At 67.8% G+C, this 23,180-nt stretch carries 23 protein-coding genes and 2 tRNA genes; 6 read left to right on the top strand and 19 right to left on the bottom strand.

What is annotated here, in order from left to right:
- Positions 1–6 precede the first annotated feature (6 nt).
- Positions 7–459: a DUF7382 domain-containing protein gene (locus ACP99_RS02645; RefSeq protein ID WP_049985103.1), complete on the bottom strand. Its 453-nt coding sequence runs from the start codon at positions 457–459 to the stop codon at positions 7–9.
- 75 nt (positions 460–534) lie between these two features.
- On the opposite strand from ACP99_RS02645, the gene ACP99_RS02640 reads away from it, so the two are divergent.
- The 3 genes from ACP99_RS02640 to ACP99_RS02630 are packed head-to-tail and all read left to right on the top strand — an operon-like array spanning position 535 to position 2,411.
- Positions 535–1,674: an ATP-binding protein gene (locus tag ACP99_RS02640; RefSeq protein ID WP_049985102.1), complete on the top strand. Its 1,140-nt coding sequence runs from the start codon at positions 535–537 to the stop codon at positions 1,672–1,674.
- Positions 1,675–1,695: 21 nt separating this feature from the next.
- On the top strand, positions 1,696–2,037 hold the full coding sequence (locus tag ACP99_RS02635) for a fluoride efflux transporter FluC (RefSeq protein WP_049985101.1): 342 nt from the start codon (positions 1,696–1,698) through the stop codon (positions 2,035–2,037).
- Complete coding sequence (locus tag ACP99_RS02630) at positions 2,028–2,411, top strand: fluoride efflux transporter FluC (protein WP_049985100.1); 384 nt, start codon at positions 2,028–2,030, stop codon at positions 2,409–2,411. The genes ACP99_RS02635 and ACP99_RS02630 overlap by 10 nt, the downstream gene beginning before the upstream one ends.
- Positions 2,412–2,716: 305 nt before the next feature.
- On the opposite strand, the gene ACP99_RS02625 is transcribed toward ACP99_RS02630, so the two are convergent.
- The 15 genes from ACP99_RS02625 to ahaH all read right to left on the bottom strand — a co-directional run bounded on the left by ACP99_RS02625 (position 2,717) and on the right by ahaH (position 16,718).
- Positions 2,717–2,789, bottom strand: a tRNA-Asp gene (locus ACP99_RS02625).
- A 23-nt stretch (positions 2,790–2,812) separates the two neighbouring features.
- Positions 2,813–2,885: transfer RNA gene (locus ACP99_RS02620), tRNA-Asp, on the bottom strand.
- Positions 2,886–3,060: 175 nt separating this feature from the next.
- A complete protein-coding gene (locus ACP99_RS02615) occupies positions 3,061–3,744 on the bottom strand; it encodes a V-type ATP synthase subunit D (protein WP_049985099.1) in 684 nt (227 codons plus the stop codon).
- Between the two features lie 36 nt (positions 3,745–3,780).
- Positions 3,781–4,905, bottom strand: coding sequence for a Brp/Blh family beta-carotene 15,15'-dioxygenase (locus ACP99_RS02610; protein WP_081927067.1), 1,125 nt, complete (start codon positions 4,903–4,905; stop codon positions 3,781–3,783).
- Complete coding sequence (locus ACP99_RS02605) at positions 4,898–5,776, bottom strand: lycopene cyclase domain-containing protein (RefSeq protein WP_081927065.1); 879 nt, start codon at positions 5,774–5,776, stop codon at positions 4,898–4,900. The genes ACP99_RS02610 and ACP99_RS02605 overlap by 8 nt, the downstream gene beginning before the upstream one ends.
- Positions 5,777–5,833: 57 nt before the next feature.
- Positions 5,834–6,580, bottom strand: coding sequence for a bacteriorhodopsin (locus ACP99_RS02600; RefSeq protein WP_081927063.1), 747 nt, complete (start codon positions 6,578–6,580; stop codon positions 5,834–5,836).
- A gap of 85 nt (positions 6,581–6,665) precedes the next feature.
- Positions 6,666–8,357 (bottom strand): PAS domain S-box protein, encoded by a 1,692-nt coding sequence (locus ACP99_RS02595; RefSeq protein WP_049985098.1) that lies wholly within the window; start codon positions 8,355–8,357, stop codon positions 6,666–6,668.
- 151 nt (positions 8,358–8,508) lie between these two features.
- Positions 8,509–9,936, bottom strand: a complete 1,428-nt coding sequence (locus tag ACP99_RS02590; RefSeq protein WP_049985097.1) for a V-type ATP synthase subunit B — start codon at positions 9,934–9,936, stop codon at positions 8,509–8,511.
- Between the two features lie 2 nt (positions 9,937–9,938).
- The gene (locus ACP99_RS02585) at positions 9,939–11,708 is read right to left on the bottom strand and encodes an ATP synthase subunit A (protein ID WP_049985096.1); all 1,770 of its coding nucleotides are present in this window, start codon (positions 11,706–11,708) and stop codon (positions 9,939–9,941) included.
- Between the two features lie 3 nt (positions 11,709–11,711).
- A complete protein-coding gene (locus ACP99_RS02580) occupies positions 11,712–12,038 on the bottom strand; it encodes a V-type ATP synthase subunit F (protein ID WP_049985095.1) in 327 nt (108 codons plus the stop codon).
- Positions 12,035–13,081, bottom strand: coding sequence for a V-type ATP synthase subunit C (locus ACP99_RS02575; RefSeq protein WP_049985094.1), 1,047 nt, complete (start codon positions 13,079–13,081; stop codon positions 12,035–12,037). The genes ACP99_RS02580 and ACP99_RS02575 overlap by 4 nt, the downstream gene beginning before the upstream one ends.
- The gene (locus ACP99_RS02570) at positions 13,078–13,659 is read right to left on the bottom strand and encodes a V-type ATP synthase subunit E (protein ID WP_049985093.1); all 582 of its coding nucleotides are present in this window, start codon (positions 13,657–13,659) and stop codon (positions 13,078–13,080) included. The genes ACP99_RS02575 and ACP99_RS02570 overlap by 4 nt, the downstream gene beginning before the upstream one ends.
- Before the next feature lie 22 nt (positions 13,660–13,681).
- On the bottom strand, positions 13,682–13,918 hold the full coding sequence (locus ACP99_RS02565; RefSeq protein ID WP_049985092.1) for an ATP synthase subunit K: 237 nt from the start codon (positions 13,916–13,918) through the stop codon (positions 13,682–13,684).
- Between the two features lie 216 nt (positions 13,919–14,134).
- Positions 14,135–16,399, bottom strand: coding sequence for a V-type ATP synthase subunit I (locus tag ACP99_RS02560; RefSeq protein ID WP_049985091.1), 2,265 nt, complete (start codon positions 16,397–16,399; stop codon positions 14,135–14,137).
- A complete protein-coding gene (gene ahaH / locus ACP99_RS02555; RefSeq protein ID WP_049985090.1) occupies positions 16,386–16,718 on the bottom strand; it encodes an ATP synthase archaeal subunit H in 333 nt (110 codons plus the stop codon). The genes ACP99_RS02560 and ahaH overlap by 14 nt, the downstream gene beginning before the upstream one ends.
- Positions 16,719–16,873: 155 nt before the next feature.
- On the opposite strand from ahaH, the gene ACP99_RS02550 reads away from it, so the two are divergent.
- Entirely contained in the window at positions 16,874–17,497 is a 624-nt protein-coding gene (locus ACP99_RS02550; RefSeq protein ID WP_049985089.1) for a methyltransferase domain-containing protein, read from the top strand.
- Between the two features lie 39 nt (positions 17,498–17,536).
- On the opposite strand, the gene ACP99_RS02545 is transcribed toward ACP99_RS02550, so the two are convergent.
- Both ACP99_RS02545 and ACP99_RS02540 read right to left on the bottom strand, forming a co-directional pair.
- On the bottom strand, positions 17,537–18,040 hold the full coding sequence (locus tag ACP99_RS02545) for a hypothetical protein (protein WP_081927061.1): 504 nt from the start codon (positions 18,038–18,040) through the stop codon (positions 17,537–17,539).
- 82 nt (positions 18,041–18,122) lie between these two features.
- On the bottom strand, positions 18,123–19,451 hold the full coding sequence (locus ACP99_RS02540) for a DUF7096 domain-containing protein (protein WP_049985087.1): 1,329 nt from the start codon (positions 19,449–19,451) through the stop codon (positions 18,123–18,125).
- Positions 19,452–19,632: 181 nt separating this feature from the next.
- On the opposite strand from ACP99_RS02540, the gene ACP99_RS02535 reads away from it, so the two are divergent.
- The gene (locus ACP99_RS02535) at positions 19,633–20,937 is read left to right on the top strand and encodes a helix-turn-helix transcriptional regulator (RefSeq protein WP_049985086.1); all 1,305 of its coding nucleotides are present in this window, start codon (positions 19,633–19,635) and stop codon (positions 20,935–20,937) included.
- Between the two features lie 177 nt (positions 20,938–21,114).
- Positions 21,115–21,957, top strand: a complete 843-nt coding sequence (locus ACP99_RS02530) for a polyprenyl synthetase family protein (protein ID WP_049985085.1) — start codon at positions 21,115–21,117, stop codon at positions 21,955–21,957.
- Between the two features lie 39 nt (positions 21,958–21,996).
- Here ACP99_RS02530 and ACP99_RS02525 read toward each other — a convergent pair whose 3' ends face one another.
- Positions 21,997–23,124, bottom strand: coding sequence for a DUF373 family protein (locus ACP99_RS02525; RefSeq protein WP_049985084.1), 1,128 nt, complete (start codon positions 23,122–23,124; stop codon positions 21,997–21,999).
- Between the last annotated feature and the right edge of the window lie 56 nt (positions 23,125–23,180).

Genomic DNA, 23,180 nt, shown 5'->3' with positions numbered 1-23,180 from the left:
AATCTCTCACTCCTCGACGACGAGGATCTCGGTGTTCTCGCGGCGGTCGACGTACTGACTTCCCGACGGCGGCTTGACGTCGACGACGAGCGTCCCGGTCTCTTGGTTCGCCCGCGTGTCGACGTCGACGGTCACGCTCGCGACTCCGTTCGCGTCCGACTTCGCGGTCACCACGCCCTCCGTCTCGGCGCTGCCGTCCTTCACGATCACCGTCGCGCCCTCCACGCCGTCGCCGTCGTCGTCGACGACGACGAGTTCGAGTTCCTGTTCGCCGGGCTCGACGACGTCCGGCGTGGGCCGCACGTCGAGTTCGGAGACGGCGAGCCCCTGCACCCCGGAGAGCATATTCAACATCACGCTCATCGTGGCGACGCCCACCACGAGGGCGATGACGAGTCTGATCGGCAGTCCTTCGATCGCGCGGTCGTCTCTGACAAACCGTCCGAGGTCGTCGAACATACCGCCCGTGGTCCCGTCTCCGTATATAAACGCTCGTCCGGGGGTTCAAGTCGGATCGCGCGGCCACTCTCGCCGATGCACACCGAGGTTCTCGGTCGTGGCGACGGTACCGACGCCGCCGCCGACTCCACGCCGACGTTCGCCGGGCGGTTCGGCCACCACCGCGCCCGCGATGGGAGCCGCGGCGCGCCCGTCGCAGTCGACTTCGACCGCCCGCACGCCGCGCTCGTGGTCGGCAAGCGCGGCTACGGCAAATCCTACACGCTGGGCGTCCTCGCCGAAGAGGCGGCGCGAACGCCCGGGGTCGCACCCGTCGTGATCGATCCGATGGGCATCTTTCGCGGTCTCGCGGACGACGCCGTTGGCGAGGCCGTCCCGGCGCGAGCCGTCGACGCGCCGCGAATCCGCGCGGACGCGATACCGCCAGCGGACTGGCCCACCCTCGTCGGCACCGGGCCGGACCACCCCGTCGGCGCGCTGATCTGGCACGCGGCGGACGCGACGGCGACGCTCGACGGGATGCGCGAGGCCGTCGCCGATTCCGACGCGGGATCCGAGGTCCGCCGCGCGGCCGCCAATCGGCTCCGTCGCGCCGCCGCGTGGGGCGTTTTCGACCCCGACGGACTGGACGCGGGGTCGCTCGCGGACGGGTCGGCGACGGTCCTGGACTGCTCCGGGCTCGACGACGCGCCGTCGAACGCCGTCGCCGCGGGCGTCGCGGCCGCCCTGTACGACGCTCGCCTCGGCCGGTCGTCGTCGGGAGCGGCCGATTCCGCCGCGTCGATAGACCGCCTGCCGTGGCTCTTCGTCGACGAGGCGCACGTCTTCTTCGAGGGCGTCGCCGGCGGGCCGCTCCGGACGCTCCTCACGCGCGGTCGCGCGCCCGGCGTCTCGCTCGTCGCCGCCACCCAGCGGCCGAGCGCGCTTCCAGCGGTCGCCGTCTCGCAGTCGGATCTCCGGATCGTCCACCGGCTGACGGCCGGCTCTGACGTCCGGGCGCTCGCGGCGGCCGACCCCGCCTACGTCGACGGCGACCTCGCGGCGTCGATGCCGACTGAACCGGGAGAGGCGCTCGTCGTCGACGACACCGCGGAGGCGACTCGCACGGTCGCGATCCGCTCGCGAGACACCCCGCACGACGGTTCCAGCCCCCGCGCGTCGACGGCGGTGCGGTCCGCTCACTCCGGAGCGGCCGCCACCGAAACTGACGAGTAGCCCCGCGGAAAACCGCAGTCGATGGCCGATCGGCTCCTCCCGGCGCTCGTCGCGCTCGGCGGCTTCCTCGGAGCGACCGCGCGGTATCTCGTGGGAACGCTCGCAGTCGGTCCAAGCGGCACGCTCCTCGTCAACGTCGCCGGGAGTTTCGCGCTGGCCGCCGCCGTCGGAAACGTGCGGTCGACGCGCGCTCGGACCTTCCTGATGACCGGGCTGCTCTCGTCGTTCACCACCTACAGCACCTTCGCGATGGAGACGGCCTCCCTCGGACTGCCACTCGGCCTCGCCAACGTCGCCGCCACCTACGCGCTCGGATTCGCCGCCGCGTCGCTCGGGCTGTTTGCCGGGAGGCGATGGGCGTGATCGCCGACGTCGTGGGGGTTCTCGACGCGCTCCCGACAGCCCTGCTCGTCGGACTCGGCGGCTCACTCGGCGCACTCGCTCGCTACGCGGTCGACGTGGCGCTCGACGGCGGTCGACGGAGCACGTTCGCGGTCAACGTCCTCGGGAGCCTCGCTCTCGGCGCGCTCGTCGCCGTCGCGCCCGCGGACGCGACGCTCGCGCTCGCCGGGACGGGCTTTTGCGGCGCGTTCACGACGTTCTCGTCGTTCGCGGTCAACGTCACTCGCGCGTTCGATACCGGAGACTACCGACTCGCCGCCGTCGACGCGCTCGGTACGCTCGCGTCTGCGCTCGTCGGCGTCGGGATCGGCTCTTGGCTTGCCGCGCTTGGGTAGGTGCTCTGTTTGAGAGACGACTCGGATGGGCCGAAGTTGGATAGGCGATAGCTGATAGCATATCACTGGGGGGAATGGAAGGGGGCGCGCTTCCGGAGTGTCCTCGGCCTACTCTGCGCCAGAAAAAATCCGCCTCTCGGACTGGATCGGCGGGATTTGAACCCTGCACAGATGTCCTTGCTCGCTCACTGCGTTCGCTGCGCGGGCGTGCGACTGCCGGTGTTCAAATCCCGCGTCTCGTCCGTTCGATTTTCAACGGCGTCGTTCGGCGACGAGACGCCTCGCTGGACGTTGTAAAATCAAAGCGCCCGGAGCGGGATTTGAACCCGCGTCACGACCGTGACAGGGTCGTATGATGGGCCACTACACCATCCGGGCATCCATCGGAGCAAAACACGAAGCGCCCGAGGCGGGATTTGAACCCGCGTCACGACCGTGACAGGGTCGTATGATGGGCCACTACACCACCCGGGCCTTGCTCCATCTCCTGGTAGCCCGGTAGTCTAATTAAGACTTATCATCTGGTGACGGCGTGGGAGCGACCCCCGCGGCGTACGGCGGTGGCTCTTGGTTCCCGTGAACGTCGCGAAAAGCGTGGCCGAAGGCGTTCGACTCGGACGGTACAGCACGCGGGCTGGAACTCGCGGCGTCAGTCGTCCGCGGGGGCCGCGGCGGCCGCTTCCTCGGCTTCCTTCTCCGCCTTCTCTTCTTCTTCCTTCTTGTTCTTGATCTTCTTCAGTCGGAAGATCTCCTCGCGCTCCTGCTCTTCGAGCTTCTGCTCGATGTACTCCTTGTTCTCGTACAGTTCCGGCAGGAGCTTGAACTCCAAGGCGTTGACGCGTCGCTTGGTCGTCTCGATCTCCGTGAGCATCTTCTTCATCGCGGTCTCGACCTCCGCGGCGAGGATGATCGTCTCCAAGAGTTCCTCGTAGGCGTCGGCGGCCTCGTCGATCCGCGCCGAGGAGCCGAGCAGGCCGTAGCCGCGCTGATCGAGGCTCTTCTTCACCCGCGAGGACTCGATCTGCGGGACGACGACGCCCATGATGTTCTTCGACTGGGTGGTGATCTCGGGGTGCTCTTTCAGCGCCGCCGCGGCACCGCGGACGGCGACGTCGCCCTCCATCGCCCGCGCCATGTTGATCTTCTCCTGGGCGGTCTGGTAGTTCTCGTCGAGCTCCGAACGGACGTCCTGGGCCTGATCCAGAATGTCCATAAACTCCATAATGAGGCCGTCACGCTTCTGTTCGAGCGTGTCGTGGCCCCGTTCGGACAGTTGGATCCGATCCTCGATCGCCATCAGATTTTTCCGAGTCGGTTTGACGTCTTCGGCCATCTTGTAGGAGGCTAGTGGACCGAGGCTGTTAACCTTTTACTGTTCGCCCCGGATTCGGGCCACACCGGCGTTCTCAACCCAGTCCATCCAGGTGACGATCGCGACGTGCGGCAGCGTCAGCACCGAGATGAACACCAGATACAGCGCGGCGGCCGCCTCCTGCCCCGCCTGCGTGTTCGGTTCGACTCCGCTGATCACGCCGACCGCGAGCAACGTGGCGAGCGCGACGACCGTCAGCGGCAGCGCGTCCAGTCCGGTCCGCCCCAGCGCCGCCGCGGTTCCCCGCTCGTCGAACGCCCGCCGCGACGCCGGATCGACGGCGACCAGCCGAGCGATGTGTCGCAGCGAGTGCCACACACAGAAGTACACGCCGACCGCGAAGATCGGCGGCACGACGAGGAAGAACGCCCACAGCAGCGCCGTCTCCGCGGCGTCGAGTCGCCACGCCGTGTCCCCGCTACCGGCGCGCCGCCGACCCGCGAGCAGCGTCCCGACCGTCACGAGCGCGAACCCGACGCCGAGCCCCGTGCGGACCGTCGGCGACACGAGCCACGCCGCGTCGAGCGAGGAGCCGAACAGGGCCACCCACGAGTCGACGACGGCCCGGTACGCTTCGGGGTGACCGACCAGCGGAACCAACATCGGGAGCCCGCCGCGAACCACGAGCGAGCCGAATCGGAGGCGCCGGTCGTCGAGGTGATCGGCGCCGAGGCCGTCGAGCGCGTAGAGGTCGCCCTGCCCCCAGTGGAACCACGTCATCGCGATGAACGCCGCGGCCGCGGCGACCGGAGAGAGAAACCACACCGCGGCGTAGGCGACGCCGAGAACGAGGTAGACAACCCCAACACTCAGCAGCCATCGGACGCTCGGACGCTGACCGGCGGCCCGCGCGGGAGCGAGGTGGTCGACCGCGCCGTGCGGAAGCCCGAACAGCACGAGGCTGGCCGCGAGCGGGAGGTAGCGAGCCCACGTCGGCAGCGTCGCTCCGATTCCGGTGCCACCGACCTCGACGATTGCGACGACGGCCAGTACGGAGGCGATGCCGACCCAGGCGGGATAGCCGCCGACGGCGAGCACGATCGGTCGGAGCAGCGGGGGACGGCCGTGGACCCGGTCGTCGCTACCCCTAGTTGATCGGCTCTCCGCTGCCGATTCACTCATCGCCGTTCGCTTCCCCCGCCAGGCGATCCGCGGGGGCGGTGTCGACGTCCGCCCGGTGGCTTCGCTCGACTGTGCGACCCGCCGTCGAATCGGTGACATCTCGGTCTGATGCGGACTCCCCGTCCCACCGCGCGATCACCAGCCGGTACAGGAGCAGCCCCTGCACGACGAAGAGGTTCGTCACGAGGAAGAACGTCGCCTCCTCGACGGGGAGTCCGAGAACCGTCAGGCCCGTCGTGTACTGCTCGGCGATGATCCAGATGCCGTACTCGATGGCGATCCGGTCGGCCAGACACAGGTACGTCGCCGGAACGAGCGTCCCCAGCGCGACCGTTCGCCGACGAGCCCACAGCTGCGGGGCTCCGACGGCCCACTGCAGGGCCAGCACCGGCGCGGCCCACGCGAGGATCGCGCCGAGATAAAAGGTCGCGTCGGTCGCAAGCAACCGCCACCCGACGGCCCCGACCGCGACGGCGGCCGCGACGGCCAGCGCCCGGTCCCGACGCGGGTGCGAGGCCGCCGGCCACGACGGGCGCACCGAGAGGTGCGCAAGCCACAGCGCGGTAAACAGCGGTTGGACCAGGATGAACAGGTACTCCTCGACGGGGGCGCGCCAGATCGTCGCGACCGTCGCCGCTTCGCCGTACCACCAGACGCCGCGGCCGATCAGGAAGTTGTCCCACGGCGTCGTGTACGCCAGCGCGACGACGGTGACGATGGCGACGCCGCCCCAGTACTCACGCCATCCGGTGAGCCGCGCCCGAAGCCGCTCGGGGATGTGCGACCGACTCACGAACCCAGTCGCGGCCAACAGCAACACTGCGGGGACGACGAACGCGAAGTGAAACTGTAGGTACGTGAGCGTGCTCATCGGGTTGGGTCTCCGAACGCCGAACGGGGAGCGAGCGGGCGGGACGACTCGACGGCGTCAGTCCGCCGGTTCGGCGCTGGTCGCGGTCGCACCCGCGGCGTCCAGCACCTCGCGGCTCGACAACAGGATGATGCCGAATCCGACCTTGGCGACGAGGTCTAACACCATAAATCCGGCCGTCTCGATCGTCAGCGGGAGGAGACGGAGTCCCTCGGTGCCGACGATCCACCAGACGGGATAGATCAGCCAGACCACGACGATCAGCGTCCGGAGCCGACTGAACGTGCTCGCGGCGGCTCCGGAGAGCTGGCTGGCCTTCTCGTCTAAGGATCCGTACAGCATATACAGGAGCACCAGCAGGAACCCCGTCGAGACGCCCCACCAGATCAGCCGGCGCGCGCCCTCGGAGAACATCCCGGGGCCGGCAGACAGCGTCGCGACGGCCCCGGTCCCGATCATCAGCATATCCAGTCCGACCAGCGAGGCGAGTTGGTTCCGGTTCGCCCCGGCGAGCAGGCCGAGGTCGATCAGCAGCAGCGGCGTGGTGAAGAACCAGTCCGTGTATCGCGCCCAGTAGATCGGTAACTCCTCGCCGGCGACCGTCACCGTCGTCAGCCCGAAGCCGAGCGCCATCGCGAGGTAGTTCACGAACGCGATGGCGGTGATGAATATCGTGACGATGTAGAACTCCTGTCGCCGCCTGTCAGTTTCGCCCCAGCCCCTGGCGATGAAGTACAGCATCCCCAGGAACATTCCGAGCGTGCCGATCCAGAGCCAGATTCCTTCGCTTCCGGGTTGTGGCATAGTACGCCTTAGCGTAGGAGGGGAGACGTGGTAAGCGACGTACACAACCAGTTGGGGACGGCGCGGATCCGCGGCGGTCGGCGTGCTATCCTTCCAGCACCGCAGCCGCGAGTTTTCGCTGTGCCGCGCGGAGGTGCTGGTGGAACGTCGACCGACAGACGCCCATCGACTCGGCGATCTCGTCCCCGCTGGTCTCGTGGGGCCACTCGAAGTAGCCCGTCGTGTAGGCGCGGACTAACGCGGCGTGCTGGCGGTCGGTCAGTCGCGACCGGAGGTCGGCGACGAACTCGCGTTGGGTCTCCGCCCGGCGCTCTCGGCGGCGGTACCCGATCAGTTCCGCGGCCTCGAACTGTTCCAGCGCGGTGTCGGCGAACGACTGGGCGAGGGGCTCTCTGCCGACCTCGACGGTCACCCGCGCGAGGCCCGCCTCCGCAGTCCACTCGGTTACCTCCCCGCTGTGATCGGCCAGCAGCGCGCGGAACGAGCCGTCGTCGACCGACAGTTCGACCACCGGCACGTCCGTCTCCGTGGCGAGTACGGCGTGGATCGTCACCCCTCGGCGAGCGGCCGCAGCGCGCACCGCCTCCGCGTCGAGGCCGTCCCCGTCGCCGACCTCGAACAGCAGCGACGTGACCTCGCGATCGCCGACGGTCCCGACGTACCGCAGTCGGCAGTCCAACGCGGACGCGAGCGCTACCACGGGATGGGCCTCGACTCCGAGTTGGACTTCGATAACCTCCTCGCCGTGGCGCGTTCGACGGCTCTCGATCGCGTTGATGCCGGTTGCGACCGTCCGACCGAGTGCGGTCAAGACGGCCCGCTCGTGGGTGTGGAAGTCCTCGGTCGCCACGTACACCGCGACAGCGCCGTAGGTCGCCGTCCCGAAGTGTAACGGCACGCCGGCGACCGCAGACGCCTCGACACCCGCCCTTTCGATCGGTTCGATGTGGACGTACTGCGCGTCGAGCGCGCCGGCGACGGCGGTTTCGACGGCTTCGATTTCCGCCGCCGGGGTGGCGGTCGACTCGGCCACGGAGAACTGACGCCCCACGACGTCGGGATCGACCACGCCGGCACAGACTTCCGGGACGACCGTCTCGCTCGCCGGGTCGTACGTCCCGAGCCACGCCCCCGCGTACGTGTCCGCGATGCTCTGAGTGACCCCGCGTTCCAACTCGGCTCTTGAGGTCGCCCGCGTCACGGACTCGGTGACGTCCGCGACGACCCCGTCGAGCCGATCGAGGAGCCGTTCCTGGGCGGTCCGCTCGCGCTCGATCCGCTCGGCCCTGTTCGCCGCCGCCTGCTCGGCCCGCTTGCGGCGCGTGACGTCCTGTTGGAATCCCACGTAGTAGGCGACTGCCCCCGACTCATCGCGGAGCGGCGCGATCGTCACCTCGTTCCAGAACTGCTCGCCGTTCCGCCGGTAGTTTCTGAGGACGACGGTCGTCGCGCGCTCCTCTTCGATCGCTGCGCGCATCCGCCTGACCGGCTTCTCGCGAGTGGCTTCCCCCTGCAGAAACCGACAGTTTCGACCCACCGCGTACGTCGGCGGGTAGCCGGTGATCCGCTCGAAGGCGGCGTTGGCGTACACGAGCGGCTGATCGGGCTTCGTCGCGTCCGCGATGGTGATTCCGACCGGCGCTTCGTCCATCGCGCGCGTCTTCAGCGCCTCGTCGACGGCGTCGGTGCTCGCAGACTGGAGTTTCGTGTCCGCTTCGTCGACGGGCTGAGACCCCGTCGTAGGCGTCCGCTCGCTCGGTTCCGCCCCTCGCGCCATACGATGACACGGGATCACAGGAATAAAACGCGTGTGGCCGTTTCCGACCCAAGCGTACGGCTTTTGGCGGACGCTGTCGAGACGGGAGAGCACACGAACGACGCAAAAAACGAATCCGGCTCGATCGATCCGCCGACGAGCGGTCGACCGATCAGTCGGCCGTCGCTTCGGTTTCGGTGTTGTCGGCGTCGGTCGCGTCCTCGTGGTAGTACTCCTCGATGAAGTCCTCGTCGACGCGGTTGAGTTCCTCCTTCGGCAGCATCGAGAGGAGTTCCCAGCCGATCTCGAGCGTCTCTTCGAGTTCGCGGTTCGTGTCGAAGCCCTGGTCGATGAACTCCTCCTCGAAGCGCTCGGCGAAGTCGAGGTACTTGTTGTCACGCTCCGACAGCGCCTCGCGGCCGACGATGTTCACGAGGTCGCGCAGGTCCTCGCCCTCCGCGTACGCCGCGTACATCTGGTCGGAGACGTCGGCGTGATCCGCACGGGTGAGCCCCTCGCCGATGCCGTCGTCCATCAGTCGCGACAGGCTCGGAAGGACGTTCACCGGGGGCTGCAGTCCCTGACTGTTGAGGTCGGGGTCGACGTAGATCTGCCCCTCCGTGATGTACCCCGTCAGGTCCGGGATCGGGTGGGTGTCGTCGTCGCCGGGCATCGTGAGAATCGGAATCTGCGTGACCGACCCTTCGCGCCCTTCGATCCGGCCGGCGCGCTCGTACAGTTGCGCCAGGTCGGTGTACATGTACCCGGGGTAGCCACGTCGGCCCGGGACCTCCTCGCGAGCCGCACCGATCTCGCGGAGCGCCTCGCAGTAGTTGGTCATGTCCGTCAGGATGACGAGCACGTGGTAGTCCTTCTCGAAGGCGAGGTACTCCGCCGTCGTCAGGACCATCCGCGGGGTGACCGTCCGCTCGACGGCGGGGTCGTCCGCGAGGTTCATGAAGACCACGGAGCGCTCCAGTGCGCCGGTGCGCTCGAAGTCCTGCATGAACTCGTTGGCCTCCTCGGCCGTGATCCCCATCGCGCCGAAGATGACGGCGAACTCCGAACCTTCGCCTTCACCCTCTTCCTCCTCGGGCACGCTGGCCTGCCGGGCGATCTGCATCGCCAGTTCGCTGTGCGGCTGGCCCGAACTCGAGAAGATCGGGAGCTTCTGGCCGCGGACGAGCGTGTTCATCCCGTCGATGGCCGAGACCCCGGTCTCGATGAACTCCTCGGGGTACTCCCGGGAGTAGGGGTTGATCGCCGCGCCGACGATGTCTTGTCGCTCCTCGGGGACGATGTCCGGGCCGCCGTCGATCGGTCGGCCGGAACCGTCGAGGACCCGACCGAGGAGGTCCTCGGTGACGGGCATCTTCATCGTCTCGCCAAGGAAGCGAACCGATGCGTGCTGGTCGATACCGCTGGTGCCCTCGAACACCTGGATGGCGACGACGCCCTCCGAGGATTCGAGCACCTGACCGCGCAGCGTCTCGCCTTGGGCCGTCTCGATCTCGACGATCTCGTCGTACCCGATCGCCTCGTCGACCTCGGCGAACACCAGCGGGCCGCTGATCTCGGTGATAGTTTGGTACTCTTTCATTGTTAGTAGAGACTCCGGAGTTCGTCCGTGATGTCCGATTTGAGTTCCTCGACGTACTCCTCGTAGTCCTCCTGGACGCCGATCCGGTTGATCTGCGGCGCGGAGTCGATGTCGATGATCTCCTCGACCGGAACGCCCGCTTCGAGGGCGTCGAACGCCTCGTCGTGGAACGTCTCGATCGTGGTCAACATCAGGTACGTCTTCTCCGGCGGACAGTAGGTGTCGACCGGGTGGAACGCGTTCTGCTGGAGGTACGCCTCACGCAGGTAGCGCGCGATTTCCAGCGTCAGCTGCTGGTCCTCCGGCAGCGCGTCCTTGCCGACGAGCTGAACGATCTCCTGCAGTTCGGCCTCCTCGTCGAGGACGTCGACCGCCCACTGGCGCTTCTCGGGCCAGTCGTCGGAGACTTCCTCCTGGAACCAGGGGTCGAGCTGGTCCTTGTACAGCGAGTAGGACTCGTTCCAGTTGATCGAGGGGAAGTGCCGGCGCTCTGCGAGGTCGGCGTCGAGCGCCCAGAACGTCTTCACGATGCGCAGCGTGTTCTGCGTGACCGGCTCGGAGAAGTCGCCGCCCGGTGGCGACACCGCGCCGATCGCCGAGACCGACCCCTCGGTCCCGTTGACGTTCTCGAAGTAGCCGGCGCGCTCGTAGAACTGCGAGAGCCGGGCGGCGAGGTACGCGGGGTACCCCTCCTCGCCGGGCATCTCCTCGAGTCGGGAGGAGATCTCGCGCATCGCCTCGGCCCACCGCGAGGTGGAGTCGGCCATCAGCGCGACGTCGTATCCCATGTCGCGGTAGAACTCCGCGATGGTGATTCCCGTGTAGACGCACGACTCGCGCGCGGCGACGGGCATGTTCGACGTGTTCGCGATGAGCGACGTCCGGGCCATCAGCGGGTTCCCGGTCGAGGGGTCCTCGAGCTCCGGGAAGTCGTCGATGACCTCGGTCATCTCGTTGCCGCGCTCGCCGCAGCCGACGTAGATGATGATGTCGGCGTCGGCGTACTTCGCGAGCTGGTGCTGGGTGACCGTCTTCCCGGAGCCGAACGGCCCCGGAATCGCGGCCGTCCCGCCCTTCGCGATCGGGAACAGGCCGTCGAGGATCCGCTGCCCGGAGACGAGCGGCGTCCGCGGGGTCTTCTTCTCGACGGTGGGTCGGGCCTCGCGGACCGGCCACTCCTGCAGCATCGTGACGTCCTCGCCGTTGTCGAGTTCGACGACCGTCTCCTCGACGGTGAACGACCCCGACTCGACGGCGACGACTTCCGCCATCTCGTCCTCCTCGAGGGCGTCCGGCGGGACCATCACCTTGTGGTCGATGGTGATCGTCTCCTCGACGACGCCGACGATGTCGCCGCGGCCGACCTCGTCGCCCTCCTCGACGGTGGGCTCGAACTCCCACTGCTTGTCGAGTTCGATCCCCGGCGCGTCGACGCCGCGGTCGAGGTAGGGGCTCCCCATCTTGTCCTCGAGGACGTCCAGCGGACGCTGGACGCCGTCGTAGATGGTGTCGAGAAGCCCGGGGCCGAGATCGACGCTCAGCGGCTCGCCGGTGTTCTCGACGGGCTCGCCGGGGCCGATCCCGGAGGTCTCTTCGTACACTTGGATCGTCGTGATGTCGCCTTCGATCTCGATGACTTCGCCCATCAGACCCTCGTCGCCCACGTAGACGACGTCGTTCATTCGGGCGTCGAGATCGCGGGCGGTCACGACGGGACCACTCACGCTCGCGATGATGCCGTCTTCGCGGACGGCTTGCTCTGTCTGACTCATAAATTAGTTGTCCTCCTCCATCAGATCGATTCCGATGGCTCGCTTGATCTGGTCTCGGAGGCCGCCCGCGCCCGCGCCGCCGCCGAGGGTGACCAGCGTCGGTTCGATGCTGGTCTCGACGTCGTTGCGGACGTTCCGCGAGAGGTACTCGAGATCGTCGTCGTGCATCACCACGATGCCGACGTCGTCGTCTTCGAGCACTCCGCTGACGGCCTCGTCGAGCTGTTCGTCCTTCTCGTCGTCGGCGACGGTCTCGAACTTCCGGACGCCCGCGAGGCGGAACCCGGTGGTGAAGTCCGGACTGCCGACGACGGCGATCTCCTGGCTCATAGGATCACCAGCTCCTGTTCGATCTGCTCCTCGGGGAGGCCCGCCTCGCGTCCGCGCGCGATCGCGCGGATGTTGTCGACTTCGCGCTCCTTCGCGAGGATGTACGACGCGATCGGCGTGATCGACAGGGGGAAGACGTGCCCGAGCGCGTCCGTGTACTCGAGCAGGGCGATGTCGAGGGCCCGCTCGAAGTTGATGAGGCTCTCCGCGGACTCGAGTTCGTCGAGCGCGGCCGAGAGGTCGTCACCGTACTTGGACTCGCGGATCTTCGTGACGAGTTCGTCGCGGTTCTGCGACAGCGTCGCGAGCTCGCTCGCGGTGAACAGCGAGCCCCCGTCGATGTAGTAGTCGGCGGGGTCGATGTCCGCGCCGCTCTGTGCGAGCCGCAGCGCGTTCCGCGCGTTCCGGAAGTCGATCTCGGCCTCGAGGAACTCGCGGTACTGCTGGGTGGCCTCGTCGACGACGAGCCCCTCCAGCAGGTGTTCGTAGTACGTCCTGTCGATCGCGTTTTCGAGGGGAACGAGGACGCCGGTGTCCTCGTAATCCTCGTAGGCGTCTTCGAGGTCGTTCCCGAAGATCGTCCCCGACAGGCGGTCGACGACGTCCTCGATGGTCGGCGCGTCGAGCAGCTGATCGAGCAGGTCCTCGTCGAACTCGCCGGCCCGGATCAGGTCGTCCGCGATGGCGTCGCGGTCGGCCTCGGAGTAGATGCCCCGGATGACCGTCTTGACGTTCCACGCGTCGAACTTCCGCAGGTACCGCGCGATCAGGTCGTACAGTCGACCGTCGGCCCAGCGCAGCAGGTCGTCGAACTGCTTCGCGAGGTTGCGGTTGAGGGCGTACTCGATGAGGTCGACGCCGGAGTGCCGCGAGCCGAGGGCGTTGATCTCGTCCTCGTAGTCGGACTCCTCCATGAACCGAGCGATCTCGGCCGGCCCCATCCGAATCAGTTTGCGGTACTCTTCGTCCCCGTAGAGCGCGCTTCGGCGCGCTCTGACGCGGGCCGTCACGTACTCGGGGTTGGAACCGCCGGCGGTGCTCATTGGTCGAACAGTCTCTCGCTGACGTTCTTGAGGTTGTTCTCCCAGACGCTTCCGAGCACGGAGTCGAAGGTGTTGTTCACCCGAACGCGGGAGTCCGCGCCTTCGACGACGACGCCGCCGAGGCAGTCGTACTCCCCGGCGTACTCGAATCCGTCGTACTCCTCGCAGAGGGTTTCGAGCAGGTCAGCGTCGTCGGCTCGTCCGTAGACCGACACGGACTCGCCCTCGTCGAACTCGGCGGTCGCGTCCTCGAGCAGCGCGCGAGTCAGCTCCTCGCGCTTCTCCTCGGGGAGCGAGGCCAGTTCGTCTTCGACTCGGCTGCGGACGTCTTCGAGGACGTCGCGTCGGGCTTCGAGCCGTTCTTGCTTCGCTTCGAGCTTCGCGCTCGACAGCGCCTGTTCGCGCTCCTGCTCGATCTGGCGCTCGACGGACTCCTTTCGCGCTTCGAGGAGTTCCTCGGCGTCAGTCTCTGCCGTCTCGACGATGTCCTCGGCGCGACGCTCGCCCTGCTCGCGAATCTCCTCCGCACGCGCGCGGGCTTCGTCTCGGATGTCTTCGACGACGTTGTCCAAACTCATTGATGGAAAGAGCGGGGGGCGTTCAGACCAGGAATACGACGACGAGCGCGAGGATGACGAGCGTCTCCGGCAGGACGGTCAGGATCAGACCGTTGACGAAGAGACTGTCGTCTTCCGCGATGGCTCCCATCGCGGCCGCGCCGATACCGCGCTCTGCATACCCTGCGCCGAATGCCGCGAGACCGACCGCGAGTGCGGCGGCGGCGGTTGGTTCAAGAGCCGGGGCAGCTTCTGCCTGCTGTAGGAGTGCTTCGAACATTGTTGGTAGTGTTGACCGGATAGTCGTCTCCGAACGTGCGTAATTGAACCCACGTATCTCATAAAGCTTCCCAAACTAACTCGCCGGATCCGGTGCGAAGCGCCCAGAATCGCCGATATTCGTGCGATTTGAGAATGAGTTGCACGGCTGTCCGCACCGGCGCGGAGGTTCTCGAACGGACCCGGCGGCCGCGGTGGCCGCCCGGCGCCACTCTCGTCAGTCTTCGGTGGTAAAGCGTCGCTCGTAGCCGAACGGTTCGTACTCGCGGCCGCCGCCGTCGAAGAACTTGTTGAAGAACTCGACGTACTCGAGACGCACCGCCTGCAGGCCGGCGCTCGTGACGCCCAGCGCGAGCACGAGCAGGTGGCCGAGCACGAGCACGAGCAGTCCGACCAGGATCGTCGCGGCGTCGCCGTGGACGAGCCCGCCGAACATGATCTCGGTTACCTCGTAGCCGTGGTAGCTCAGGGTCTCACCCTGTCCGAGCGCCGCGACGGCCTCCGCGTCCGGCATCCCGGTGAGCCCGAAGTGCCAGCCGCCGTGGTCGTCGACGTACACGCCGAAGAACAGGAGGTTGACCGTGAAGGCCATCCCCGCCTTCGCGAGCAGCACCGCGGCGATACGCGTGTACGAGAGGACGTTCACGAGGACGTTCAGGAACTCGACGACCTCGATCGGTTCACCGACCGCGAGCAGGACGAGGCCGGCGATGAACACGAGGAGCGGGACCGTGATCGGCCCGACGCCGGGGATGGTGAAAACCTCCATCGCCGGGAAGCCGCTGAAGCCGAGCGGGATGACGCCCTCGCTGGAGAACGTCGTGTAGAGGAAGCCGGGGGCGACGCTACTGAGCGCGTCGCTGAAGACCCACACCCACAGGCCGTTCATCATCAGCAACCACGAGCCGTTCTCGTAGACCGCGTGCTCGAGGTCGTGCAGCTGGTAGTCCTCGACGAAGCCGAAGATCCACGCGACGTTGAGGTGGAAGATGCCGATGAGGACGCTCACGACGAGCCAGCCGCGGGCCCAGTCGACGCCCGCGGGCGAGAGGCCCTTCTCGATGGGCGGGTGCGCCATTCCGAGCGCGCCCTCCCAGAAGTACGTCGAGATGACGTGGAGGCCGAACAGTTCGCCGTAGAGGATCCCGAAGATCACCGTGAAGATCCCCGCTGCGATCGTCACGCCGCCCATGCTCCGGAACGCCGGGCGGTCGGCGAAGTTGGTGTAGAGGTAGTAGCCGATCGCGGTGTAGATGATCCCGTACCCGAGGTCCCCGATCATGAACCCGAAGAACGCCGGGAACGTCAGAAAGAGGATGATCGTCGGGTCGAACTCGTAGTAGCTCGGGCGGTTGACCGCCTGCACGAGGATCTCGAACGGCTTGACCGCGCCGGGGTTGTCCTGCACCGTCGGCGGCTCGTCGTTCTCCATCACGACTGCGCTGCCGCCGTCGGCGCGCGCCTCCGAGCCCCCGTCTGCGGCCGCGGCCGCGCCGCCGGCACCGCCAGCGGCGACCTCCTCGCGGACGTGGTCGGTCCCGTCCTTCGAGAACTTCGCTCGTTCGAGCTCTTCGATCTCGACGCGCTCGCCGACGGCGTCTTTGATCGCGCTCTTGAACTCGGTGTAGCGCTCGGAGGGGATCCACCCCTCGGCGACGAACGCGTTCTCCGTCGTCGCGAACGACAGCGGCGCTTCGGTCTTCTGGACGTCGATCGAGAGCTTCTCCTCGGCGGCCAAGAGGAAGCCCGCGGCGTCCATCTTCTCGGACTCGAGTTCGTTCTCGACGGTCGCGAGCTTCGACTCGAGCTGCTGTTTCTCGTGTTCGAGCTCAGCCTTGTAGTCGCTGGGGCTGCCCTCGCCGTCCGGGATCTCGTAGGCGCTGAAATCGGCGCTCACCAGCGCGTCGACGAGCGCCGAGTCGTCGGCGTCGTCGGTCGGTCGCGCGAAGATGCCGAGGACGCCGTCTCCGTCGAAGACCTCGTGGGAACGGAGATCGTCGGCGTCGATGACCGCGCGCTCGATGGCGTCGCGGTCGCCGGAGCCGACGGCGACCTGCAGCGAATCGTACCCCGACAGCAGGTCGAGGTCGATGCCGAGGTCGACGAACGGCTCGATGCCGTCGAGGCGCTCTTCGAGCGTTCTGATCTCCTGGCGGAGCCCCTGTCGGCGGTCGTCGAGTTCGTTGACCCGCGTGCGGATCTCCTCGAGTTCCTCGTCGAGCGCCTCGTCTGTGACGATCCGGGTCGGGCCGGCGTCGTCGGCGTCGACGTCGAGAATGCTCTCTAAGGAACGAACCGTGACGAGTCGGTCGGAGGACTCCTCGGCTCCCTCGACGGGGTCGCCGGGGTCGAAGCCGTCCCAGGATCCGTCGTACTCGGTGACGTGCAGGAGGTTCAGGCCGTGGGCGGTCTCGATGACCTCGTCCATCACGGCCTTCGATCCCGTCACCGAGACCTTGCTCATCTGCTCAGGTCTGAGCATGTACCGCCTCCTCGAACTGACTGATCGCGTATTCGACCGCCTCGTCGGCGTTCTCCTCGGCGGACGCGACCAGCTTCTCGCGCGCTTCTTTGCCCTCCTCGATGAGTTCCTCCCGCTCGGCCTCGATCTCCTCGCGGGCCTCGGCGAGTCGCTCGGACTCGTACTCGTCCGCCTCGGTCTCTGCGTCGGCGCGGATCTCCTCGGCTTCGCGTCGAGCCTCCTCGATTCGCTCGTCGCGATCCTCCTCGGCCTGTTTCACGATGTCTTCGGCCTCGGATTCCGCCGTTTTGATCCGTTCGAGAACCTCTGGTCTCGGCATACTCGTATCACCGAAACGTTGCGCAAGCGGCGTATAAGGTGTTTGCGGAACACTCTCGCCAACCGTTCGGTTCTCCGACGTGACTGTCCTGTTTCCGGCGTGTCGTCGGCGACGGATCCGCACCGTTATGATTCTCCCGTGCTAACCGCCGACCGATGGGTGTCCTCGAAGACAAGGCCAACGCGCGCCTGTTCTACAAGTACCTCTCGAAGGTCTACGACCGCATCAACCCGTTCATCTGGAACGAGGCGATGCGCGACGAGGCGCTGGAGTGGTTCGACCTCCAGCGGGGCGACCGCGTGCTCGACGTCGGTTGCGGGACCGGCTTCGCGACCGAGGGTCTGCTCCGCTACACCGACGACGTACACGGCCTCGATCAGAGCCGCCACCAGATGGAGAAGGCGTTCGAGAAGTTCGGTTCGCGCGACCGCGTGCGCTTTTATCGCGGCGACGCCGAACGGCTCCCCTTCGCCGACGACTCCTTCGACGCCGTCTGGTCCTCCGGTTCCATCGAGTACTGGCCGAACCCGGTCGCCGCGCTCGAGGAGTTCCGGCGCGTCGTGAAGCCGGGTCACACGGTCCTCGTCGTCGGCCCCGACTACCCGAACAACCGCCTCTTCCAGCACCTCGCGGACGCGATCATGCTCTTCTACGACGAGGCGGAGGCCCAGCGGATGTTCGAGGAGGCGGGCTTCGTCGACATCGAACACCACATCCAGCAGGCCTACCCCGGGAGCCCCCGAGCGATCACGACCATCGCGCGTGCGCCCGAGGAATAACCCCTCACAGCCCCGACCGACTCAGGCGCAGGACACCGCTCAATCGACGGTCCCCCGCACCACACCAACTCTCGCGGATTCGACGTAGAGCGTCACCGAGACCGTCCTCCCCGGCCGCACTTGCGGATCGTTGGTCCCGGCGACGCGGAACGACCCCGTCTCTCCCTCTGCCCACACCCCGTCGCTCGCGAGGTTGAACGGGCCCGTCGGGCCGCCGCGAAACCCCGTCGCGGCGAAGAACGGGACGGGCGGTTGGTACCGGAGTCGCTCCCCGTCGATCGCGACGACGAGCCGAACGTCGTCGAGCGGAAGCGCCGTCCCGCGCTCGTGGGTCACGGCGACCGCGTCGCCGTCGAGTCGGAGCGACAGGGCGACCGTCTCCACCGCCGCGTCCGAGGCCGAGGCCGCGCCGCCCGCGATCCCCGGTTCGCCCGTCGCCGACGCGACCGCCTCCGCACCCGCGGCGACGACGCTGCCGAGCACGACGCCGACGAGGAGGAGCAGCACGATACCGATCACCGAGGCCGATGCGCGGGAAGACACGGGGGCGCTGGCCGCCCGATGGGATAAGAACGTTCGGCCTGCGCCGCCGCCGGGCGCTGCCCGGTCGAACCGCGGCGACGGTTCAGTCGGTCGGCGTTATCGTCTCGGTCTCGCCTTCCATCGCGCTGTCGTTGACCGCGCCGTAGACGAGCGGCGTCCGCGTCGGCTCGACCGAGAGCACGACGACGGAGCTCCCGTCGATCGCCGTCACCTGATAGGTCCCGGACGGCGCGAGCGTCCACAGCGACCCGTCGCCCCCGGTTCGTCCCACGACGGAGCTCTGCCCGGCGGGGGGCCCGACCGTGAGTTGCGCGTCGACCGGGTCGTCGCTCGATGTGCTGTTGAGCTGCAACCGGACCGGACCGCCCGGATACGTCCGGTGAGCGGTCAACTCTAGTCCGTCTTTGACCGCCGAGACCGACGACGTCGTCGTCACCTGATCGATCGGACGGTACTGGTACTCCTTGAACACGCGCTCGCTCCCGCTGTCGACGAACGCGACCAGCCGTCCGCGCTCGTGTTCGATGCTCACGCGCGTACTGTCGCTCTCGGGGTTACCGACGACGTCGTCGCGGACTCGGAGGTCGGTGATCGTCGGGTACGCCTGCTCGGTCGCGTTGACCGCGTCGCCCAGCGAGAACGAGTTGCCGTTCCCGACGCGGAGCGCCCCGCGGTACGTCTCGCGGACGTACGTGTCGTTGCGGACGACGGCCAGTTCGACGCTGTCGGGTCCGGACTGGACGAAGAAGCGCGTCGACGCCGCCTCACCGCTCAGCACCGCCCCCGCGTGACTGCGGACGGGGCCGGTGAGCGTGTTCAGTTCCAGTTCGATGTTCCCGAAGCGCGAGGAGGAGATACTGAACCCCGGCGTCGAATCGACGAGCGACTGGAGTCGGTCGCGGCGCTGCTGGAGCTCCCGCGCCTCGGCGTCGATCAGCGCGAGCTCGTACAGCAGCCGTCTGGGCGTGATCTCCCCGTCGCCGTACGACGCGATCACCTGTCGCTGCTGGGACCGCAAGGTGACCGATCGCTCTTCGATCGCGCTGACCTCCTGCAGCAGGTACTGCTGTCGCCTGTCGGTCGTCTCGGCGGATTCGATCCGCTCGACGATCGACGCCGTTTCCAGGCGGAAGTCAGCGGTCTTCGACCCGAACGCCAGGCCGCTTCCGAGTTCGACGTACTCGGTTTCCAGCGTGCTCCGGGCCGCCACTCCCGGCGGGACCCCGAGAACGTTCAGCGCCGGTTCGCCGTCGGTTCCGTTCGGTGACGAGACCTGCAGCGGGGCAGACGTTCGGAGGTCGGACGCGTCGCTGGCGGGCGGTCCCGCGCCGTCGTCCGGAAGCGCCGGAACCGCGCCGGCGACGGCGGAGAGCACCAGGAGGAGGGCGAGTGAGAGGGCGGCAGCGCGCATACGGGAAGCGTATTCTCGGGTCGTTATTAAAACGCGCCATTTCTCGGGTGGACTCCCGCTCGTCGTTCGATTGGCCGGGGACTCGCGTCGAGTGATTTCTAACGTCGTCCTACCGGCCGACGGGTGAGGGAGACTCCCACGATGGAAAGCGTTTTGAGCGTTCCACGTGCACTCCCAGCAAATGCGGACGTCCGCGCCGTTGGTTGCCCTCCTCCTCGTCCTCGCCGCCGTCGCTCCAGCCACCGCCCTCGCGGTCGACGATTCCGGTCCGTCGGACTCGCTGTCGCGGACGACAGCGCCCGATCGACTCTCGGACCGCGTCGACGCGATCGGCTCCCCGGACGGCGTCTCACAGGTGACCGACGACGAACCTGCGCGGACGACGGTCGAGATCGATCTCCAGTCCGATCGCAGCGCCGAGTGGCGCATCGAGACGCACTACGCGCTCGACTCCGAGAACGAGACGCGCGCCTTCCGGACTCTCGCCGAGGAGTACGAGGCTGGCGAGTCGGACGTCGGGCCGAACGCGCGGCTGTTCGAGTCGCTGCAACAGCGCGCGCGAGAGTCCACGGGGCGACCGATGGCGATCGAGAACGTCACGTACCACAGTTCGGTCGACGGGGAGGCCGACCGCGGGACGCTCGCGCTCACGTTCCGGTGGACGAACTTCCTCCGACAGGGTCAGAACGAGACGCTCGTCCTCGACGACGTGTTCACGCTCCCGACCGCCGAGGCCGACGAGCAGCGGACGTGGCTCTCGATCTTCGACGACGACCAGGAGATCCTCATCCGACCGCCGGACGGCTACACGGTGACAAGCACGAGCATCGCCGTCCAACAGCGAGAGAGCGCGATCATCCTCGCAGAGCCCTCGGACTTCGAGGGCGAGGACGCGGCGCTCGAGGTCACGTACACCGCCGTCGGCCCCGCGGGACAGCTCCCGATCGAACTCCTCGCGGGCGGCGGGTTCCTCGTGGTCGTGACGCTTCTGGTCGGCTTCTGGGCCATCCAGCGCAGCGAGACGCGCACCCTCCCGTGGGAGTCGCCGCCGCCCGATGACGCGACGGCCGAAGCCGCGAACCGGGCTCCGGCCTCGACGACCGAGAACCCGGAACTGAACGGCGGCACCGACGCGCCGGCGGGTCACTCCGACGACGAGCAGACAGTCGCGGGCGCTCCCACTGCGCCGACGCAGTCGACCGAGGGGGCCGGCCAACACGCGGAAGCGGGCGGAGCGTCGGACGGCGGCGACGAACCGGACCTGTCGCTGCTCTCCGACGAGGAGCGCGTCGAACATCTCCTCGAACAGAACGGCGGGCGGATGAAACAGGCGACCATCGTCGACGAGACGGACTGGTCGGACGCGAAGGTCTCACAGCTGCTGTCGGCGATGGCCGACAACGGGAGAGTTGACAAGCTCCGGCTCGGACGCGAGAACCTCATCTCCCTCCCCGAGAACGCCGAGGAGTCGACCGACGACGAGTGACCGAGGACGCCGTGCGTGACTGACGGAGAACGGCGGTCGGACGCCGCTACCCCGTCGGATACGGCCCCTCGTCGGCGTCGGGGCCGACCGCTCGTCGACCGATCGACTACCCAGCCGACCCCTCTCGGGAACCGTTTTCCGGAACCTCTTTTGCCGCCCCATCCTCAGCGAGGGGTAATGGAGTATCTGGAGCGTCGGGTGTCGCTGGTCGAGGCGCGCCTCGAGGAGGTCATCGAGGCGGTCGACCCCCCGGAGCTATCCGACGAGGTCGCACACGTCGCACTGGCGGGCGGAAAGCGCGTCCGCCCCGCAGTCACGGTTCTCGCCTGCGAGGCCTGCGGCGGCGAACCCGCCGACGCGGTCGACTTCGCCGTCGCGATCGAACTGGTCCACAACGCGTCGCTCGTCATCGACGACATCATCGACCGCTCCGACGTCCGCCGCGGCACGGCCAGCGCGTGGGCCGAATACGGCTACGGGCCCGCGATCATCGCCTCCGACGGCCTCTTGGGCGAGGCGTTCGCGCTGCTCTCGCGGAACGACCACGCGACGCAGATCGTCGCCGAGTCGATGGTCGAACTCGGCGAGGGAGAGGCGACCGAACTCGTCGCGCGGCCGACCGACGAGGGCGAGTATATGGATCTCGCGCGCCGGAAGACGGGCGCGCTCTTCCGCGCTGCAGCCGAACTCGGCGCGGTCGCGGCGGACGCCGACCCGTTCACCGTCGAGGCGTTCGGCGAGTACGCGGAGCGGGTCGGCGTCGCGTTCCAGATCCGCGACGACGTCCTCGACGCGACGGCGGACCCGGACGATCTCGGCAAGCCGACCGGCCAGGACGCGGAGATGGACCGGCCCTCGCTGGTGCAGGTCACCGGCCTCTCGGCCGAGGAGGCCAACCAGCGCGCGCACGACCAGTCCGAGCAGGCGCTCGACGCGCTCGCGGCCTCGAGCGTCGACGACAGCGAACCGCTCGGATACCTCGAAGACCTCGCGGAGTTCGTCGTCGTCCGCGAGCGCTGACGGCGTCGACGACGCGGCGTCGGCGACCCCGCGCCCGTTTCAGCCCTGTGTCGCCTCCGCGGCCGTCGGAAACCGCGACTCCGCGATCGCGAACGCGAGCGTGCTGAACACGCCGAGCAGCGTCCCGGCCGTGAGGCCGATCGCCAGCTGCGTCATCGAGAACGACTCGACGCCGGCGATCCCACGGGGGAGGAAGAACCCCGAGACGACGTAGAGCACGACCGCGATCGCGACGACGTAGAACGGCGCGTTGAGGTAGCGCCACTTGAACCGGTCGGCGAGGTACTCGTCGGTCACCTGCCCGAGGCTCGAGGTGACCCCGGCCGCGGCGAACCACTGGACTGCGCCGTGGACGAGCGCCGCGAGGACGAGCGGCGGCGTCGCGTTTGGGACGCTGGCCCGGAGGGTCTCGACGAGGGCGTATCCGCGGAACCCGCCGACGACGAGGAGCGCCGCGGCGGCGACGTACGTGATGAGCGTGACGCGGCCCTCGTAGAGCACGTCGCGGACGCGCTCTGCGGTGTCGTCGACGGCGTCCTCCAGCCCGAGGCCGCGAAAGAGGGTGTACAGGCCGAGGAACGCCGAGATGAATCCGAGCACGACCGCGCCGGGGACGTCGAAGAGGCTAGCGATCGTGACGAACGGGTAAATCAGGAGGAGGATCCCCAGCGGCACGAGGATCGTCCCGCGCGTCTCCGGGTCGGCGAGGACCTGCTTCATCGTGTAGTAGATCGATTCGAGGTCCTGCGCCTGCCGGACGACGACGCGGCGCACGCTGTCGATCGGGACGCGCGATCGGATGATCGGCAGGACCGATTCGTCCTGCGCGCCGTCGGTGATGACGATCGCGCTGACGTTCTCGCCGGTCGAGAGCCCCGCCAGCACGCGGTCGATCTCCTCGCCGATCGCGCGGTTGGCCTTCACGTCGCCCCCCTGCGTGCCGGTGACCGCCGCGACGGTCACTTCCTCGTCGACGCCGGGGTCGCTGGCGAGGGCGTCGTGCTCGTGGATCCCCTGAAACAGCACGTTGACGTCGGAGTCCTCGGGGTCGGCCGTCGCTAGCGCCACGGCTGCGGATTCGACGGCGTCGCGGCCGACGACCGGCGTCTCCAGCCCGGTTTTGCGGCCGAGATCGTCGTCGAGGTCGACGCAGAGGACCAACAGCATCTGCCGTGGGATACGCCATCGTGGTATATCTGTTTTCGGGAGCGTCGCGATCGACT

The sequence above is a fragment of the Halobellus rufus genome, from assembly GCF_000739575.1.
Taxonomy (GTDB): Archaea; Halobacteriota; Halobacteria; order Halobacteriales; family Haloferacaceae; genus Haloquadratum; species Haloquadratum rufum.
This window is presented reverse-complemented; position numbering and strand designations above follow the sequence as displayed.

What these genes read in the sequence shown, in the direction of transcription:
- ACP99_RS02645 (WP_049985103.1), bottom strand. Translation starts at nt 459, where the DNA reads ATGTTCGACGACCTCGGACGGTTTGTCAGAGACGACCGCGCGATCGAA.
- ACP99_RS02640 (WP_049985102.1), top strand. Translation starts at nt 535, where the DNA reads ATGCACACCGAGGTTCTCGGTCGTGGCGACGGTACCGACGCCGCCGCC.
- ACP99_RS02635 (WP_049985101.1), top strand. Translation starts at nt 1,696, where the DNA reads ATGGCCGATCGGCTCCTCCCGGCGCTCGTCGCGCTCGGCGGCTTCCTC.
- ACP99_RS02630 (WP_049985100.1), top strand. Translation starts at nt 2,028, where the DNA reads ATGGGCGTGATCGCCGACGTCGTGGGGGTTCTCGACGCGCTCCCGACA.
- ACP99_RS02615 (WP_049985099.1), bottom strand. Translation starts at nt 3,744, where the DNA reads ATGGCCGAAGACGTCAAACCGACTCGGAAAAATCTGATGGCGATCGAG.
- ACP99_RS02610 (WP_081927067.1), bottom strand. Translation starts at nt 4,905, where the DNA reads ATGAGTGAATCGGCAGCGGAGAGCCGATCAACTAGGGGTAGCGACGAC.
- ACP99_RS02605 (WP_081927065.1), bottom strand. Translation starts at nt 5,776, where the DNA reads ATGAGCACGCTCACGTACCTACAGTTTCACTTCGCGTTCGTCGTCCCC.
- ACP99_RS02600 (WP_081927063.1), bottom strand. Translation starts at nt 6,580, where the DNA reads ATGCCACAACCCGGAAGCGAAGGAATCTGGCTCTGGATCGGCACGCTC.
- ACP99_RS02595 (WP_049985098.1), bottom strand. Translation starts at nt 8,357, where the DNA reads ATGGCGCGAGGGGCGGAACCGAGCGAGCGGACGCCTACGACGGGGTCT.
- ACP99_RS02590 (WP_049985097.1), bottom strand. Translation starts at nt 9,936, where the DNA reads ATGAAAGAGTACCAAACTATCACCGAGATCAGCGGCCCGCTGGTGTTC.
- ACP99_RS02585 (WP_049985096.1), bottom strand. Translation starts at nt 11,708, where the DNA reads ATGAGTCAGACAGAGCAAGCCGTCCGCGAAGACGGCATCATCGCGAGC.
- ACP99_RS02580 (WP_049985095.1), bottom strand. Translation starts at nt 12,038, where the DNA reads ATGAGCCAGGAGATCGCCGTCGTCGGCAGTCCGGACTTCACCACCGGG.
- ACP99_RS02575 (WP_049985094.1), bottom strand. Translation starts at nt 13,081, where the DNA reads ATGAGCACCGCCGGCGGTTCCAACCCCGAGTACGTGACGGCCCGCGTC.
- ACP99_RS02570 (WP_049985093.1), bottom strand. Translation starts at nt 13,659, where the DNA reads ATGAGTTTGGACAACGTCGTCGAAGACATCCGAGACGAAGCCCGCGCG.
- ACP99_RS02565 (WP_049985092.1), bottom strand. Translation starts at nt 13,918, where the DNA reads ATGTTCGAAGCACTCCTACAGCAGGCAGAAGCTGCCCCGGCTCTTGAA.
- ACP99_RS02560 (WP_049985091.1), bottom strand. Translation starts at nt 16,399, where the DNA reads ATGCTCAGACCTGAGCAGATGAGCAAGGTCTCGGTGACGGGATCGAAG.
- ahaH (WP_049985090.1), bottom strand. Translation starts at nt 16,718, where the DNA reads ATGCCGAGACCAGAGGTTCTCGAACGGATCAAAACGGCGGAATCCGAG.
- ACP99_RS02550 (WP_049985089.1), top strand. Translation starts at nt 16,874, where the DNA reads ATGGGTGTCCTCGAAGACAAGGCCAACGCGCGCCTGTTCTACAAGTAC.
- ACP99_RS02540 (WP_049985087.1), bottom strand. Translation starts at nt 19,451, where the DNA reads ATGCGCGCTGCCGCCCTCTCACTCGCCCTCCTCCTGGTGCTCTCCGCC.
- ACP99_RS02535 (WP_049985086.1), top strand. Translation starts at nt 19,633, where the DNA reads ATGCGGACGTCCGCGCCGTTGGTTGCCCTCCTCCTCGTCCTCGCCGCC.
- ACP99_RS02530 (WP_049985085.1), top strand. Translation starts at nt 21,115, where the DNA reads ATGGAGTATCTGGAGCGTCGGGTGTCGCTGGTCGAGGCGCGCCTCGAG.
- ACP99_RS02525 (WP_049985084.1), bottom strand. Translation starts at nt 23,124, where the DNA reads ATGCTGTTGGTCCTCTGCGTCGACCTCGACGACGATCTCGGCCGCAAA.